The 14,000-nt window shown below is 34.4% G+C and carries 18 protein-coding genes and 1 pseudogene; 3 read left to right on the top strand and 16 right to left on the bottom strand.

What is annotated here, in order from left to right; all coding sequences use genetic code 11:
• Positions 1 to 441 precede the first annotated feature (441 nt).
• The gene (gene rnz / locus DT250_RS11025; RefSeq protein WP_088064377.1) at positions 442 to 1,365 is read right to left on the bottom strand and encodes a ribonuclease Z; all 924 of its coding nucleotides are present in this window, start codon (positions 1,363 to 1,365) and stop codon (positions 442 to 444) included.
• A gap of 189 nt (positions 1,366 to 1,554) precedes the next feature.
• On the opposite strand from rnz, the gene DT250_RS11020 reads away from it, so the two are divergent.
• Entirely contained in the window at positions 1,555 to 1,806 is a 252-nt protein-coding gene (locus DT250_RS11020) for a DUF3932 family protein (protein WP_000656495.1), read from the top strand.
• A 34-nt stretch (positions 1,807 to 1,840) separates the two neighbouring features.
• On the opposite strand, the pseudogene DT250_RS11015 reads toward DT250_RS11020, so the two are convergent.
• Together DT250_RS11015 and DT250_RS11010 are read right to left on the bottom strand one after the other, a co-directional pair.
• A pseudogene (locus DT250_RS11015) lies at positions 1,841 to 1,975 on the bottom strand (DNA polymerase IV); the annotation flags it as partial.
• A gap of 90 nt (positions 1,976 to 2,065) precedes the next feature.
• Positions 2,066 to 3,304, bottom strand: coding sequence for a DNA polymerase IV (locus DT250_RS11010; protein WP_149213048.1), 1,239 nt, complete (start codon positions 3,302 to 3,304; stop codon positions 2,066 to 2,068).
• Between the two features lie 144 nt (positions 3,305 to 3,448).
• On the opposite strand from DT250_RS11010, the gene DT250_RS11005 reads away from it, so the two are divergent.
• Positions 3,449 to 3,649, top strand: a complete 201-nt coding sequence (locus DT250_RS11005; RefSeq protein ID WP_046956380.1) for a hypothetical protein — start codon at positions 3,449 to 3,451, stop codon at positions 3,647 to 3,649.
• A 44-nt stretch (positions 3,650 to 3,693) separates the two neighbouring features.
• Here DT250_RS11005 and DT250_RS11000 read toward each other — a convergent pair whose 3' ends face one another.
• Together DT250_RS11000 and DT250_RS10995 are read right to left on the bottom strand one after the other, a co-directional pair.
• Complete coding sequence (locus DT250_RS11000; RefSeq protein ID WP_048546358.1) at positions 3,694 to 4,812, bottom strand: tripeptidase T; 1,119 nt, start codon at positions 4,810 to 4,812, stop codon at positions 3,694 to 3,696.
• A 127-nt stretch (positions 4,813 to 4,939) separates the two neighbouring features.
• Positions 4,940 to 5,485 (bottom strand): GNAT family N-acetyltransferase, encoded by a 546-nt coding sequence (locus tag DT250_RS10995; RefSeq protein WP_002008488.1) that lies wholly within the window; start codon positions 5,483 to 5,485, stop codon positions 4,940 to 4,942.
• 190 nt (positions 5,486 to 5,675) lie between these two features.
• Between DT250_RS10995 and prli42 the strand changes: the two genes are divergently transcribed.
• Positions 5,676 to 5,768, top strand: coding sequence for a stressosome-associated protein Prli42 (prli42, locus tag DT250_RS10990; RefSeq protein WP_000549038.1), 93 nt, complete (start codon positions 5,676 to 5,678; stop codon positions 5,766 to 5,768).
• A gap of 77 nt (positions 5,769 to 5,845) precedes the next feature.
• On the opposite strand, the gene DT250_RS10985 is transcribed toward prli42, so the two are convergent.
• From DT250_RS10985 to DT250_RS10930, 11 genes are all read right to left on the bottom strand, one after another.
• Entirely contained in the window at positions 5,846 to 6,085 is a 240-nt protein-coding gene (locus DT250_RS10985; protein ID WP_000281162.1) for a DUF3894 domain-containing protein, read from the bottom strand.
• Between the two features lie 147 nt (positions 6,086 to 6,232).
• A complete protein-coding gene (locus tag DT250_RS10980; protein ID WP_106382652.1) occupies positions 6,233 to 6,778 on the bottom strand; it encodes a L,D-transpeptidase in 546 nt (181 codons plus the stop codon).
• A gap of 15 nt (positions 6,779 to 6,793) precedes the next feature.
• Positions 6,794 to 7,762, bottom strand: coding sequence for an aromatic acid exporter family protein (locus DT250_RS10975; RefSeq protein WP_000472675.1), 969 nt, complete (start codon positions 7,760 to 7,762; stop codon positions 6,794 to 6,796).
• Between the two features lie 100 nt (positions 7,763 to 7,862).
• The gene (locus tag DT250_RS10970; protein ID WP_087985156.1) at positions 7,863 to 8,585 is read right to left on the bottom strand and encodes an amino acid ABC transporter ATP-binding protein; all 723 of its coding nucleotides are present in this window, start codon (positions 8,583 to 8,585) and stop codon (positions 7,863 to 7,865) included.
• Positions 8,578 to 9,237: an amino acid ABC transporter permease gene (locus DT250_RS10965; RefSeq protein ID WP_001046922.1), complete on the bottom strand. Its 660-nt coding sequence runs from the start codon at positions 9,235 to 9,237 to the stop codon at positions 8,578 to 8,580. The genes DT250_RS10970 and DT250_RS10965 overlap by 8 nt, the downstream gene beginning before the upstream one ends.
• A 36-nt stretch (positions 9,238 to 9,273) precedes the next feature.
• Positions 9,274 to 10,053: a transporter substrate-binding domain-containing protein gene (locus tag DT250_RS10960; protein WP_149213047.1), complete on the bottom strand. Its 780-nt coding sequence runs from the start codon at positions 10,051 to 10,053 to the stop codon at positions 9,274 to 9,276.
• Between the two features lie 252 nt (positions 10,054 to 10,305).
• Positions 10,306 to 10,719 (bottom strand): BrxA/BrxB family bacilliredoxin, encoded by a 414-nt coding sequence (locus tag DT250_RS10950; RefSeq protein WP_162862814.1) that lies wholly within the window; start codon positions 10,717 to 10,719, stop codon positions 10,306 to 10,308.
• Positions 10,720 to 10,863: 144 nt separating this feature from the next.
• On the bottom strand, positions 10,864 to 11,271 hold the full coding sequence (locus DT250_RS10945; RefSeq protein ID WP_073516449.1) for a YjdF family protein: 408 nt from the start codon (positions 11,269 to 11,271) through the stop codon (positions 10,864 to 10,866).
• 122 nt (positions 11,272 to 11,393) lie between these two features.
• Positions 11,394 to 11,858 carry an NUDIX hydrolase gene (locus DT250_RS10940; RefSeq protein ID WP_087985159.1) on the bottom strand — a complete coding sequence of 155 codons (465 nt, stop codon included), beginning with the start codon at positions 11,856 to 11,858 and terminating at the stop codon, positions 11,394 to 11,396.
• A gap of 70 nt (positions 11,859 to 11,928) precedes the next feature.
• The gene (locus DT250_RS10935; RefSeq protein ID WP_149213046.1) at positions 11,929 to 12,633 is read right to left on the bottom strand and encodes a DUF421 domain-containing protein; all 705 of its coding nucleotides are present in this window, start codon (positions 12,631 to 12,633) and stop codon (positions 11,929 to 11,931) included.
• A 106-nt stretch (positions 12,634 to 12,739) separates the two neighbouring features.
• Positions 12,740 to 13,918 carry an FtsW/RodA/SpoVE family cell cycle protein gene (locus DT250_RS10930; protein ID WP_088123370.1) on the bottom strand — a complete coding sequence of 393 codons (1,179 nt, stop codon included), beginning with the start codon at positions 13,916 to 13,918 and terminating at the stop codon, positions 12,740 to 12,742.
• Positions 13,919 to 14,000 lie beyond the last annotated feature (82 nt).

Genomic DNA, 14,000 nt, shown 5'->3' with positions numbered 1-14,000 from the left:
TTTTAGTGCTTTAAAGCTAAAAAATGAAAAAAGACTTAGTACAAATAATAGTAATATCCTTCTTATTTATAATTCTCATGTTTCCCTCTCACGATTTAGTCAACTCCACTTGTTACGACAAATGGCTAAAACGCATGTAGCCTACAATAAATTATAATCTGCCCTCATTATATCTTGTTTTTAATAAAACGCTTACTTTTAATAAATTTTAAAAGTTCTGAATAACGATCTGTTTTTGCTATTTGTACCACTCGTATGTCGTCTGACTTATATAACAGTTTCTCTAAACAATCGGTACTATGTATTTTTATCCTATTTCTTCACATCATTAAAACTTTCTGTTTCATCCAATATAAACATAAAATGATAACAGTTTTATTTTAAATTTTTTTTAGAAATAAAAAAATGGCAACCTTTCGTCACCATTTTTTCACACCATTATTATCTATCTACTGGAAATGATTTCAAATCCGTAGCTATTTCTGTATTAGAAAATAGCTCTCTTGCCTCTTTCCATAATTCCTTATATGTATCTCCTTGATAACGAGAACTAATATGAGTCAATATTAATCGTTTTGCATTTGCCTGAAGTGCAATACTCGCAGCTTGCTTAGATGTAGAATGAAAATAATCATATGCTTGTTGTTCATCCTCTGCTGCAAAAGTGGCTTCATGAACAAGTACGTCAGCGTCTTGTGCCAGCTCTCTACTCGCTTCACAATATCTTGTATCACCTAAAATGGTAATAATTCTTCCCTTTTGAGGTGGACCAATAAAGTCTTTTCCATTTAGTATCGTACCATTTTCTAATTCAACTACTTCTCCATCTTTTAAACGTTTAAAGAGCGGGCCAGGTTTCACACCCATCTCCAGTAATTTATCGACTAAAAGAGCACCTTGTATATCTTTCTCTACAATACGATACCCAAAACATTCAATACCATGTGACAATCTTTTCGTTTCCACGTGAAATTCATTATCTTCAAATACAGTACCTTCTTCTATTATCTCCACAATTTCAAGTGGGTATTTTACATGTGTCGTACTTACTGATAATGCCACTTCAATAAATTGTTTAATTCCTTTTGGTCCATACACTGTTAAAGGTGTAGTCCCTCCTTGAAATGAACGGCTTCCTAATAAACCAGGCAAGCCAAAAATATGATCACCATGTAAATGCGTAATAAATATTTTTTCAATGCGGCGTGGGCGTACTGATGTATGTAATATTTGATGTTGCGTCGCCTCGCCACAATCAAATAACCAAGTCTGTCCTCGTTCTTCTAACAATTGCAAAGCAATTGCCGAAACGTTCCTTCCTTTCGAAGGAACACCTGCACCAGTTCCTAAAAATACAAATTCCACTTTCTTTCCTCCAGCTCTTTATATAATCTACCTTTCATCTTACGGAATGTTATTTCAAATGGCAAATCGAATTTACATAACCGATCATCTAGACAACTATATATCACGAACGTTATACTCAAAAAACTTAGTAATCGTTCGTGTTTTATGTTAAAATGATTATACTACATTTTAAGGGAGCGTTTTATTATGAAAGAAGCATTTCGTTTACAAACTGATTTTTCATCTTCATTTGATCGCTGGGTAAGTTCTTTCGTTTCTGATCACCCAGCACAATTAGAATGGACGACTTTGAAAGAATTAATCCATGAATATACAACAACACATACAAATGATTCATTACCAACATATATTTCTTCAGCTTTAACATATTACGCACAACGCGTTTCAACAACAAACAGTTCAGAAATTGTTATTTTTGAAAATGCTACAATCTCATAATCTATAATAAAAAGCACTGGTTACAGTGCTTTTTTTATTTATACTTATTTAGCAAATCGTCATATTCCGTCAAAAAATTTGTATACATACTTTGATCAAACTCATCTAAATTTATCCTTTCACTTGATTTATTAAATAATTCTTTTGCTTGTAGTGCAAAAGAAACAATTTATTTTCTATAAAAACTTTATAGTAAAAAATTTCATAGTTAATTGTAAAAATAAAAGGTGTCATGATATTTACAGCTTCATGACACCTTCTACATAAACTTATTTTCTAATTTTTGCTGAAAAGACTTTTCTTGCTTACGTAATAATTGACTACCTCGTTGTAAAATCGGCATTCCATACTTATCATTAATTTGATCGATGACAGCAAGTAGCGGCTCTTCTTTCGCATCTTCTTCAAATGAAAACAAATCTAATTGTTTCACCGATTCTGTCTTCCACTCTATTTCAGTGGCTGTAACACCTAGTAAACGAACAGAATCACCGTCCCAATGTTGCTTCCATAAACGAGATGCTGCCTGAAAAATATCTCGTTCTTCCCAAATCGCATTTTTCAATTGCTTACTCCGTGTTACTGTCCGCCTATCATGATATTTAATCATAATTTGAATATTATAGCTGACAAGAGTTCGCTTTTGTAATCTTTTACTCACTGATTTTGATAGCCGTTCTAACATATCAAGTAATTCTTTCTCTTCATCCATATCCTTTGAAAAAGTCATCGAATTACCGACACTTTTATGTTGTCCCATTTGACTCGGGTCAACTTCCCTATCATCCATACCTTTTGCCCGCCTTTGTAAATCAACGCCATGCTTTCCAATTTTAGCGCGAATGATATGTTCGTTTCCTTTTGCTAACTGCTCAATTGTTTGTATATGAATATCATTTAATTTTTCAGCTGTTTTTTCTCCAATTCCATGCATTGCTTCAACTGGAAGTGGCCAAATCATTTCTGGAATATCTCGTTTTCGAAGCACGGTAATACCGCGAGGCTTTTTCATATCAGAAGCTGTTTTTGCTAGGAAAAGGTTAGGAGCAATTCCGATGCTACACGGAAGCTGTAACTCTGTTAATAACGCCTGCTGAATCATCTTTGCTATTTCAAGAGGTGAACCGAGTGCGTAGCAATCTGTAATATCTAAATACCCCTCATCTATAGAGACTGGTTGTATTTTTTCCGTAAAACGTGAAAGAATTTGAAACATTTGAAATGAAGCTTCACGATATAATGTAAAATTAGGACGCATTACAACTAATTGCGGGCATAACCTTTTTGCTTCCCAAAGAGGCATCGTTGTACGTATTCCATAGTCTCTTGCCTCATAACTACATGTTATAATAATTCCTTTTCTTTCTTTTTCATTTCCAGCAACTGCTAACGGCTTCCCTTGTAATGATGGGTCATGAGCAATTTCAACAGATGCGAAAAAACAATTCATATCTACATGCAAAATAACACGACCATTTTTCGGATACATTTCTCGCATAGTACTCACTCCCTAATCAGAACGTTCGTTCTTTCATTATATCAAATTTTGCATAATAGTTATAATAATTACTTGTTCTTTTCCTTTCATACATTTGATACAATTTACATAAAATGTATCAAATTACAAAAAGGGGTGATTATGATGAAATCAACTAATAAACTCAACTATACGTTCCTTGTGATTATATTAATCATAGCCATTAATTATTTACTGCTTCCTATTTTCAACTTTAATACATTTGGATTCTTCCCTCGTCTAGTACATATAGCAACAACTTATATATTGCCATGGATTTTCTTGTATTGGCTGATCCGCCTTGTAAAAGCAATCGAATCAAAATAAAAAGCGTGTAAATCAATTGTGATTTACACGCTTTTTCTATTACATTACTTCGCTACTTCTTCAATAATTGCTATAACTAATTCTGCTGTTTTCGCTAATTCTTCAACAGGAATCTTTTCGTTTGTTGTATGAATTTCTTCATAACCAACCGCTAAGTTAACTGTTGGAATACCGTGTCCTGCAATTACGTTTGCATCACTTCCGCCACCACTTTGGTGAAGAGAAGGTGTACGACCAATGTTTTCAGCTGCACGTTTTGCAACTTCTACAACGTGATCGCCCTCAGCAAATTTAAATCCTGGGTACATAACGTTTACTTCAACGTCTGCATGACCACCCATTTCTTTTGCAGTTGTTTCAAATGCTTCTTTCATTTTCGCAACTTGTGCTTCCATTTTTTCATTGATTAAAGAACGCGCTTCTGCAAAGATTTGTACATGATCGCAAACGATATTAGTTTGTGTACCACCTTCAAAACGTCCAATATTTGCAGTTGTTTCAGAATCAATACGACCAAGTGGCATCTTCGCAATTGCTTTCGCTGCGATAGTAATTGCAGATACACCTTTTTCTGGTGCTACACCAGCATGAGCTGTTTTCCCACGAATAATTGCATTCACTTTCGCTTGTGTTGGAGCTGCAACAACGATTTCACCAACTTTTCCATCGCTATCTAATGCGTAACCGTATTTCGCTGTAATGCGCTCACGATCTAATGCTTTTGCACCAACAAGACCAGATTCTTCTCCAACTGTAATAATAAATTCAATTTTACCATGAGGGATGTTTTTCTCTTTTAAAACACGAATTGCTTCGAACATTGATGCTAATCCAGCTTTATCATCCGCACCTAAAATCGTAGTACCATCTGATACGATATATCCATCTTTAATAGAAGGCTTAATTCCATTACCAGGAACTACTGTATCCATATGAGAAGTAAAGTAAATTGTATCAACACCATCTTTTGTTGCTGGTAAAGTACAAATTAAATTACCTGCACCATGCCCAGTAACAGCCATTGTGTCATCTTCAAATACTTCTACACCTAAATCTGTAAACTTCTTTGTTAATACTTTACAAATTTCTGCTTCAAATTTCGTTTCAGAATCTACTTGTACTAATTCCATAAATTCATTTACTAAACGTTCTTGATTAATCATAAGACTGCGCCTCCTGCACTACCATTATGTATGTAACACTATTAATTATAACAGAATTTCGCAAAAGTTTCGAAATACAAGACAAAAAACAGACGGTTTATATGTCTAGATAACCATCTGCTTTCTATTACTCATTTAACAATACCCAGCGCATATGATCTTCCCATACTCCATTAACCATTAACATTTTCCTAGACACGCCCTCATATTGAAAGCCTATCTTCGTCACTACTTGTATAGATGCTAAATTTCGTGGCATAATCGGTGCTTCTATACGATGTAACTGAAATTCCTCAAAAGCAACTTGAATCGCTTTTCTAAGCGCTTCTGTCGTATAACCTTTGTTTAACTCTGCCTTATCTAATTTATAGCCGAGTACACAAGATTGATAAATTCCGCGAACAATTAAATTAAATGAAATACATCCAATTATTTTCGTATCATCACCCTTTTTAAAAATCCAAAGCCTGATGATTTTACCTTCTGCAAACTCTTTTCTATCCTTTTGTAACTTTTTCTTCTGATAATCTAACGTAAAAAAATCATCCGGTCTATACTCTTCCCAAGCTTTTAAAAATTCACGATTTCTGTCGTAATATTGAAGAACTTTTTCAGCATACGACTCATCAATTTCCCTTAAATGTAAACGATTTGTTTCATATATTTTCATCATCGTATCTCCATTCTTCAGCTTGCATAACAAAAAACTTATACTCTATCATTAATTATATATTCTCTACATACATACAAATTTCCTGTTATACTTTACACGCACTTCTCGAATTTTGTCACTTCTCTCCCCTTGTCCACAATATCATTTCTCGTTACAATAATATTGTACTGATTTGCAAGGAGGCTTAACGATGCATAAAAAAGCTCAAAAAGTTATGATTTATGTAATGCTAATTTCTATGCTTGTAACAACATTACTTGCTGGCGCAAGTATGTTTTGGTAAAAAGGACGATGTGTTCGTCCTTTTTTTACTTTTTACACATAACATAATAAAATAAACCATCTCGATATCGAGATGGTTTATTTTATATAAAGCACAATCGCTACAATACTAAAGGAGAATGACATTACAAGTGCTGTTATAAAACTTGTATATTGTTTCTGCTGAAATGCTCCAATAACAAAAGTAAGATTGAGTAATGCCATACATACAATTGCTACAAGATAAGAACATATATTAAAAGTTGCCAATATGAATGTAATAACAAATAGAAATCCCATAAAAAATTGCATATACGAAATTTTTGGATTCAAGTACATATGAGCAACCCCTTTATCTAATTTTTTTATCCTGATCGGTGAGGGCTGATAATCCGCGGGTAAAAAACATCCCACTGATTAAAGTTTCACTTTATCTTTCTATACTCTCATTAACTCATGGTTATGTACACATGTCAAGACAACTTATTACAATAGAAAAAGCCAACCTTTGTTGGCTTTTTCATATGCAATGGCTCCTTTTTGTTTTGCCAATTGCTGAAATGATTTTTTCGACTTCACAATCCATACTTTCGTTCCAATTGGAATGCGATCAAATAAATACTCCACATCGTTTTTCTTCATTCTTATACATCCTTGTGAAATATACTTTCCAATTGAACTAGGTTGGTTTGTTCCATGTATTCCATATTTACTTCCATCAGTTCCTCTTGCATTAAATCCAATCCACCTTGACCCAAGTGGATTTTTCGGTGACCCACCTGGAATATCCTTCGCAATATAATACGGATCCTTCGCTTTCATTACAACATCAAAAGTTCCCTCTGGAGTTAATTCATTTGTTTTCCCTGTCGCTACTGGAAAAACCTTTTGGATCTTTCCATCGTCAATATAAGCTAGTTTATTCGTCGCTTTATTTACAATAATAAAAGGATCTCCGGCACGTGGATTATCACCAAGAGGCCAAATAGGCGATAAAGAAAGACATAATATGAAAGAGAGAAGATACGGCATAATAATTCCTACCTTCTATATAAGTTCTTTTATATTATCCTTTCCCTTAAAACGGCTTTTAATGAGTAAATATTGTTCCATTTCATACACAAGTTGAACAAGCTTCGCACGTATCTCAAATTCTTCACGTGTAACGGGCAATGGCATGTCTCTAAATAATTCTCTCATTTCTTGAAGCTGTCTTAAGGAAATAACCCCAGTACTCTCAGGGCTAATAGCATTTCCAATGTTTTCAACCACATCCGCAATCATATCAGCTTGTTCATATGTCCATGATAAAGAAGCTGCTAATGGTATCATCCGTTCTAAAATTTCGAATTGTTGCATGCGCATATTAAAATAACGATAGTAATAGCCATCTTCTCGCATAAATGCATTCTCAAGTTTCTTAAACGATAAATCCCTTGCTTCATTTAGCATATTTTCAGTTTCAATAAGTTCTGCCCCGCTCCAGCTACTTTCTCTGTTTCGTAAATACACGACCATTTCAAACAAAATTGTTTTAAAGTTACTTTCTATTGTATCCTGATACTCTTTTAGCTTATTTTCACTACTTGGCATATACATATTCACTAATAAAGCCACGCTAATTCCTATCGTTAATATCGCAATTTCATTCCCAACAATAAGCCATGTAATTTGTTTCAATGAATATAGATGCATCACAATAACTGAACTCGTGACAATACCTTCTTGAATTTTGAGCATAACTGCAGTCGGAATAAATGTAAGTAATAATATACTAATTGCAAGTGGTGTATATCCAATTGTTTCAAAAATACAAAAAGCGAATACCATTGATAATACACAAGCTAAAAAACGATGTAACGACACTTGAAGTGATTTACGTTTCGTATTTTGTACACATAATATAACTAAAATGCCCGCTGAACTATAAAATTCTAATCCTAATAACTGCGCAATAAAAACGGCTGCGCCTGTCCCTATTGCTGTTTTTACTGTACGGTATCCAATTTTGAACATAGCACTGCTCCTATATGTATAAACGTATTTACAGTTAGTATAAAAAAAGGATGACACAATGTCATCCTTTTCTACTTATTATTCACGCAACCTTTACATATTACAATATTTTTTGTAAAAATTGTTGCGCACGTTCACTTTTCGGTGCTACAAAAAATTCTGTTGGCGCGCTATCTTCTACAAGCTTTCCACCATCTAAAAAGAGAACACGATCTGCTACTTCTTTTGCAAATCCCATTTCATGTGTAACAATCACCATTGTCATTCCTGTCGTAACTAATGATTTCATAACTTCTAACACTTCTTTTACCATCTCTGGATCTAGTGCTGATGTTGGTTCATCAAATAACATCACTTCTGGTTCCATCGCTAACGCTCTCGCAATTGCTACACGTTGCTTTTGTCCCCCCGAAAGACGATTCGGATACGTATCTTTTTTATCTAATAAACCGACCTTTTCTAAAAGTTTCTCGGCTTTCTTGTCAGCTTCTTGTTTCGTTACTCCTTTTACATTGATAGGAGCATACGTAATATTTTCTAATACAGTCATATGAGGAAATAGGTGAAAATGCTGAAATACCATTCCGACATTTTCACGAACGTGCATAATATTCGTTTTCGGATTCGTTACTTCTTCCGTTCCAATCCAAATGTGACCATTTGTCGGTGCTTCTAGCACATTCATACAACGTAAAAATGTTGATTTCCCTGATCCAGACGGTCCAATAATTGCTACTACTTCCCCTTTTTCAATCGTTGTTGTAATCCCTTTTAATACTTCGTTTTTTCCAAATGATTTATGAAGGTTTTCAATTTTAATCACTTTTCTTCATTCTCCCTTCAATTGCCTTCCCGACTAATGTAAGAATAATGACTAGCATATAATAAATGAGTCCAACAAAAAGTAATGGTTCAAGATATTTAAACGTTTCACCGCCTACAATGTAAGCACGGCGCATTAAATCGGTCGCTCCTATTACTGTTACTACAGCCGATTCTTTCGTAAGTGTCGCAAACTCGTTCACAAGCGCTGGTAATATATTTTTTAATGCTTGAGGGAAAATGATATTTCGCATCATTTTCCCGTAAGGAATTCCTAAAGCCATCGCTGCTTCTGTTTGTCCTTTATCAACCGCTTGAATGCCGGCACGAATTACCTCTGACATATATGCACCTGAATTTAAGCTAAATGCTAATACAGCTGCTACGAATGCTGGTATTTCATAACCAATTATTTGCGGGACACCGAAATAAATAATCATTAATTGCAATACAAGTGGTGTACCACGGAAAATTGATGTATAAAAATCTGCCGCTATATTTAATGCTCGTATTCTAGCAATTTTGCAAAGCGCTAATAACGTTCCTAAAATAAACCCAACTAACGCTGATACTGCTACAATTTTTAAAGTAACTTCTAGGCCTTTTAGTATATATGGTATCGAAGGCGTAATCGCCGAAAAATCTAAGTTCATTCTTTTCATTCCCCTCACAGAAAAGTGAAAGGCAGCTTATTTTTCGCTGCCAAACCATTTCTTCACTAATTTATCCATTTCTCCATTTTCTTGCATTTTTTTAATTACTTTATTAAATTCTGCTGTTTTATCACTGTTTTTCGGAAGGGCAATTGCTGCTCCTACTTCTTCTGGTGCTTCTTTAATTTCAATTCCTTGTAATTCTTTCATTTTTTCTAAATAATTTTTAGCAACTGTGTCTTCTATAATTGCAGCGTCAAAACGACCAGCTTTAATTTCTTGTACAATTTCTGGTATACGGTCACGTCCCTCAACTTTGAAATCTACTTGTTTTTTAAATTCTGCTGCTTTCTCTTCTTGGATAGATCCTGTTTGTACCCCTACTTTTTTCCCTTTTAAATCCTCTACAGATTGAATATCAGAATCCTTTTTAGAAACGACCATGTTTTTCGCAACAAAATATATATCTGTGAAATCAACATTATTTTTACGCTCTGACGTTGGCGTCATACCTGCCATTACGAAATCAACTTTTCCTGAGCTAAGGGATGCTAATAAACCACCAAAATCCATATCTTTCACTTTCACTTCATAACCAAGTTCTTTTCCGATATATTTAGCAACATCAACATCAAAGCCGATAATTTCATCACTTTTTGAAGCTTCTACGTATTCATATGGTTTATAATCTGCTGAAGTCCCCATAACCAGTACTTTCTTATTTTTTCCAGTAGCCTTTTCTTCCCCATTACTACAAGCACTGAACATACTTACAATTAAAATAAGTGCAAACGATATTGATAATAACTTCTTCATCTTTCTTCCCCCTAATAATGTATATTTAAAAGTTTAATAGAATATTTATTCGATGTTTGTATTGTATCAGCACTTTAATTTTTATGCAATATATAAAATAAAAATAAATAAAATATCAATACAAACACCGTTTTGAATGTATAAAATATTGCATAAAACAACAAAAATATGCATGTCCCATAAATTTTAATACTAAATAAAAAAAGGCGGTACATCCACTTCATTGTGGACGTACCGCCTTTTCGCTTATATTTATAGTTCTTCACAATTTTCTTCGAAATAAGATTGTAGTTTTGCAATAACTTGCATTGGTTCATGACCTTCAATTTCATGACGTTCTACCATCGTTACAATTTTTCCATCTTTTAATAAAGCGAATGATGGAGAAGAAGGTGGATATCCTTCGAAATATTCACGAGCTGTTGCTGTCGCTTCTTTATCTTGACCTGCAAACACCGTTACAAGATGGTTAGGACGTTTATCATAATGTACGGAATGCGCAGCAGCAGGACGAGCAATACCACCTGCACAACCACATACAGAGTTTATCATTACAAGTGTTGTTCCATTTCTTTTAAACGCTTCTTCTACTGCTTCCGGCGTCGTCAATTCTGTATATCCAGCAGAGACAATCTCTTCACGCGCTTGGCGGACAACATCATTCATAAAAAAGTTAAAATTAATCAATCTTTTCCCTCCTCTAAAACTATCTATTTGTATCTTACCAGTTAATGTTTATGAAATACAAGTAAGTTTACTTGTATTTAGGCATAGAAAAGGTGTTAGAGCCCTTGCTCTAACACCTTTTTTTTAATGGCCACGATGCTTTTGCTTTGCTTTTTGTACTTTAATTAAACGTCTTCTTTGTTTTTCAGCTTCTCGCTTCTCTTTAGACTGCACTTTCTTTTCTTGTTTATACAATTCATAAGATAAACTAATCGCTTCTTGTGCCTTAGTAAAACGCTTTACATTTACTTCTTTTGCCGCTTGTCGTATGATACGTTTTATATTTTTTGGACGCTGTTTTTCTTCCACTTCCACACCGCATTTTGCAACATGCTGGAAATATGCTAACATTGGACCATTCACAAATATAAGTACTTCTTCATCTGAAGGTTCCATTCCAAAAATATACCTTGCTCCATACAATTTTCCTTTTTCTTTATGCGTAATAATTCCTACGAAAAATTGACCATCGTGATATACTGTCAAATCCATTGACAGCCCCTCCTTTAAAAAAATTAGAAATACTGGACATCCCGGAGGGGAAGGTTACTGACATGAAATCATGCGTCTGGACTACCGACCAGAACTGTGTTTTTGTATTTCTTTCACTATTATTATATCTCTTTTTCCATAATCTTCATATATTCACCAATCATTTTTTTATGCGATCCTACAATATAGTCAGGTAGTTCTGTTAGTGGGAAGAATGTAAGCTGAACCGCTTCTTCTTTATTCATAACAAACTCCCCTTCATATTCATCCGTATAATAGGCTGTCGTTACGGATTGAAATTCATCACCATTTGCTAGTTTTGTAAAATAATTCGCTCCCGAAAATACATTAATTAATCGCAAGTTCTTCACTTCTATTCCTGTCTCTTCATATACTTCACGGCAAGCTGTTTCTTCTGGTGATTCGCCAAGCTCCATTAATCCGCCAGGCAATCCCCATTTTCCGTAAGGCTCTGTTCTTTGCTGTAATAAAACATCCCCATTTTCATTTATAACGAGTACAACAGCACCAACTAAAATTAAAGGGCGATGACCAACTATTTTTCGTAATTCTTCTACATATCCCATCGTATCGCCTCCTTTTTCGTTGTCCACACTATTGTATCATATGTATGAAACGACAAAATGCGTATATTTTTCATTTTTTTAACAAAATATTTATTTTATGTGCTTCATCTACTGTAGCTAACATAATGGATTCAACTTCTGCGTTTTTCTCTAGAAATTCTCTCGCCCATTCTTCTGTTTTCCCTAATAAAGCAAGAACATCTTTCTGAATGCTCCCATCCTTTACTAATACAAATGAAACTGGAGATTTTTTTCCCGCCACTTTCAGATCAAACCGCGAAACTGCTTCATATTCTGGATACTGAAATATAGAAACGACACCGTTCGCTTCCCATAATGCTAATTTAATCTTTTGAATATCACTCACATTTCGCATACGAAGTTCCGAAAATAAATATTCCACCGTAATTCTCGCTTTTTTCAAATTGCTAAAATCAATGGAACCATTGTGTATAAGAATAATAGGTGCTGGCTCTAAAAAGCGTCTCCATCTATCCCATTTCAACATTAAGACTGAGCTTATAATGTGAAGTACAACGAGTATGAACGTTGTAATCATTGATCCGAGTAATCCTACTTTTTCATCAGATAATGCGTTAGAAATATTTCCACCAAGCAATAATACTAATACGACATCTAAAAAACGAAGTTGCGCGATGGATCTTTGTCCCATCGCTTTCGCAACTAATATTAAAAATATGTATGCTATAATAGCCCGAATAACCCATTCACTATTGGAAAGATGCCGTGCCCCTTCAAAAATATGCATATGCATCACTTTGCACTCCTTACCCGTCTCAAACTGCTACTTTGTTTTAGTTTGCAACGTTTAAGAGCATATATGTAAAAAAGCTGGTTCGTATTTACACGAACCAGCTTTTTTACTTAACAGAAAACATATACTTTTTATACGTTTTCCGTACCGATAATATGAGACCCATCATAATCATATTCGAGAACAAGGAACTTCCCCCATACGATAAGAACGGTAATGCAATCCCTTTTACAGGCATTAATCCAACGATCATACCGATGTTTTGGAATATTTGAACCGTTAATATTCCGATTGATCCAGCACATAATAATGTACCGAATAAATTATCAGCAGAATAACCGATAATAATTGTTCGATATAGTAGTAATAGGAACAAGAATACAACTAACGCTGCTACGATAAATCCACCTTCTTCGGCAATTGTAGCAAAAATAAAGTCAGTATGCTTCTCAGGGATATAGACGTTCCCTTCGCCAAATCCTTTCCCTTCCATACCGCCACTACCTACAGCTAAGATCGATTGCTGTGTTTGATAACCTTGATCTGTATGTTCAAATGGATCTAACCAACCTAAAATACGTGATTGTTGGTGAGGTTTTAGTAAAGTAACTAAATTATTAAAGAAGAAATCCTCATACCTTACGTAAATAAATATTAACGCCGATACTATGGTCACCGGAATAATTGTACATAACGCTATCAATTTCTTCTGAATACCTGACATAAATAAAATACATGCAATTGCAGCAGCATATAAGAACACCATACCTGTATCCGGTTGGCTATATACAACAGCCGTAGGAGGAATAGCTACTAACATTACCTTTCCTATTAATATTAGGTCTGTTTTAAATGTTCGAACCATATACTGTGCATTATGTTTTACTGCTAAATTTGCTACTAACATAACCAGTGCAATTTTGAAAAACTCCGACGGTTGAATAGATCCAATTACCGGAAACCTAAACCATCTTTTCGCCCCAAGTATTTCAGGTGTAAAGTTTGAAACTGGTAATATCTTCAACAAAATAATCGAAGCAAATGTAGCAATATACAATGGCCAAGATAGTTTTTGTAGCTGATCTGAATCAACACTTGCAACAAGAAGTAACATTACAATCCCAATTATGTAGTTAACACCTTGTTTCAGAGCAAAATTCTCAGCCCCATATTGTCCAGTTTGCTGACTGCTATATATAGCAGCTATACTCGTAACACATAATGCTAACAAAATTAATATTAATTTTACATCTAAACTTTTTAGAAACTCGGTACTTCTTTTCATGACATCCTCCTGAAACATTGTTACAGCAAAATAAAAAACCAGGAGTCAACATTCTTCATGTTTTGACGACTGATTACACATT

This window comes from Bacillus sp. AR2-1 (assembly GCF_008368755.1).
Taxonomy (GTDB): Bacteria; Bacillota; Bacilli; order Bacillales; family Bacillaceae_G; genus Bacillus_A; species Bacillus_A wiedmannii.
The sequence above is the reverse complement of the archived record's forward strand: the minus strand, read 5'-3'. Positions and strand labels throughout refer to the sequence as shown.

What these genes read in the sequence shown, in the direction of transcription:
- DT250_RS10995 (WP_002008488.1), bottom strand. Translation starts at nt 5,485, where the DNA reads ATGATGAAAATATATGAAACAAATCGTTTACATTTAAGGGAAATTGAT.
- DT250_RS10985 (WP_000281162.1), bottom strand. Translation starts at nt 6,085, where the DNA reads ATGTACTTGAATCCAAAAATTTCGTATATGCAATTTTTTATGGGATTT.
- DT250_RS10930 (WP_088123370.1), bottom strand. Translation starts at nt 13,918, where the DNA reads ATGAAAAGAAGTACCGAGTTTCTAAAAAGTTTAGATGTAAAATTAATA.
- DT250_RS10940 (WP_087985159.1), bottom strand. Translation starts at nt 11,858, where the DNA reads ATGGGATATGTAGAAGAATTACGAAAAATAGTTGGTCATCGCCCTTTA.
- DT250_RS11000 (WP_048546358.1), bottom strand. Translation starts at nt 4,812, where the DNA reads ATGATTAATCAAGAACGTTTAGTAAATGAATTTATGGAATTAGTACAA.
- DT250_RS11005 (WP_046956380.1), top strand. Translation starts at nt 3,449, where the DNA reads ATGAAATCAACTAATAAACTCAACTATACGTTCCTTGTGATTATATTA.
- DT250_RS10945 (WP_073516449.1), bottom strand. Translation starts at nt 11,271, where the DNA reads ATGGATTTGACAGTATATCACGATGGTCAATTTTTCGTAGGAATTATT.
- DT250_RS10975 (WP_000472675.1), bottom strand. Translation starts at nt 7,762, where the DNA reads ATGTTCAAAATTGGATACCGTACAGTAAAAACAGCAATAGGGACAGGC.
- DT250_RS10960 (WP_149213047.1), bottom strand. Translation starts at nt 10,053, where the DNA reads ATGAAGAAGTTATTATCAATATCGTTTGCACTTATTTTAATTGTAAGT.
- DT250_RS10950 (WP_162862814.1), bottom strand. Translation starts at nt 10,719, where the DNA reads ATGAATGATGTTGTCCGCCAAGCGCGTGAAGAGATTGTCTCTGCTGGA.
- DT250_RS11010 (WP_149213048.1), bottom strand. Translation starts at nt 3,304, where the DNA reads ATGCGAGAAATGTATCCGAAAAATGGTCGTGTTATTTTGCATGTAGAT.
- DT250_RS10935 (WP_149213046.1), bottom strand. Translation starts at nt 12,633, where the DNA reads ATGCATATGCATATTTTTGAAGGGGCACGGCATCTTTCCAATAGTGAA.
- DT250_RS10965 (WP_001046922.1), bottom strand. Translation starts at nt 9,237, where the DNA reads ATGAACTTAGATTTTTCGGCGATTACGCCTTCGATACCATATATACTA.
- DT250_RS11020 (WP_000656495.1), top strand. Translation starts at nt 1,555, where the DNA reads ATGAAAGAAGCATTTCGTTTACAAACTGATTTTTCATCTTCATTTGAT.
- prli42 (WP_000549038.1), top strand. Translation starts at nt 5,676, where the DNA reads ATGCATAAAAAAGCTCAAAAAGTTATGATTTATGTAATGCTAATTTCT.
- DT250_RS10980 (WP_106382652.1), bottom strand. Translation starts at nt 6,778, where the DNA reads ATGCCGTATCTTCTCTCTTTCATATTATGTCTTTCTTTATCGCCTATT.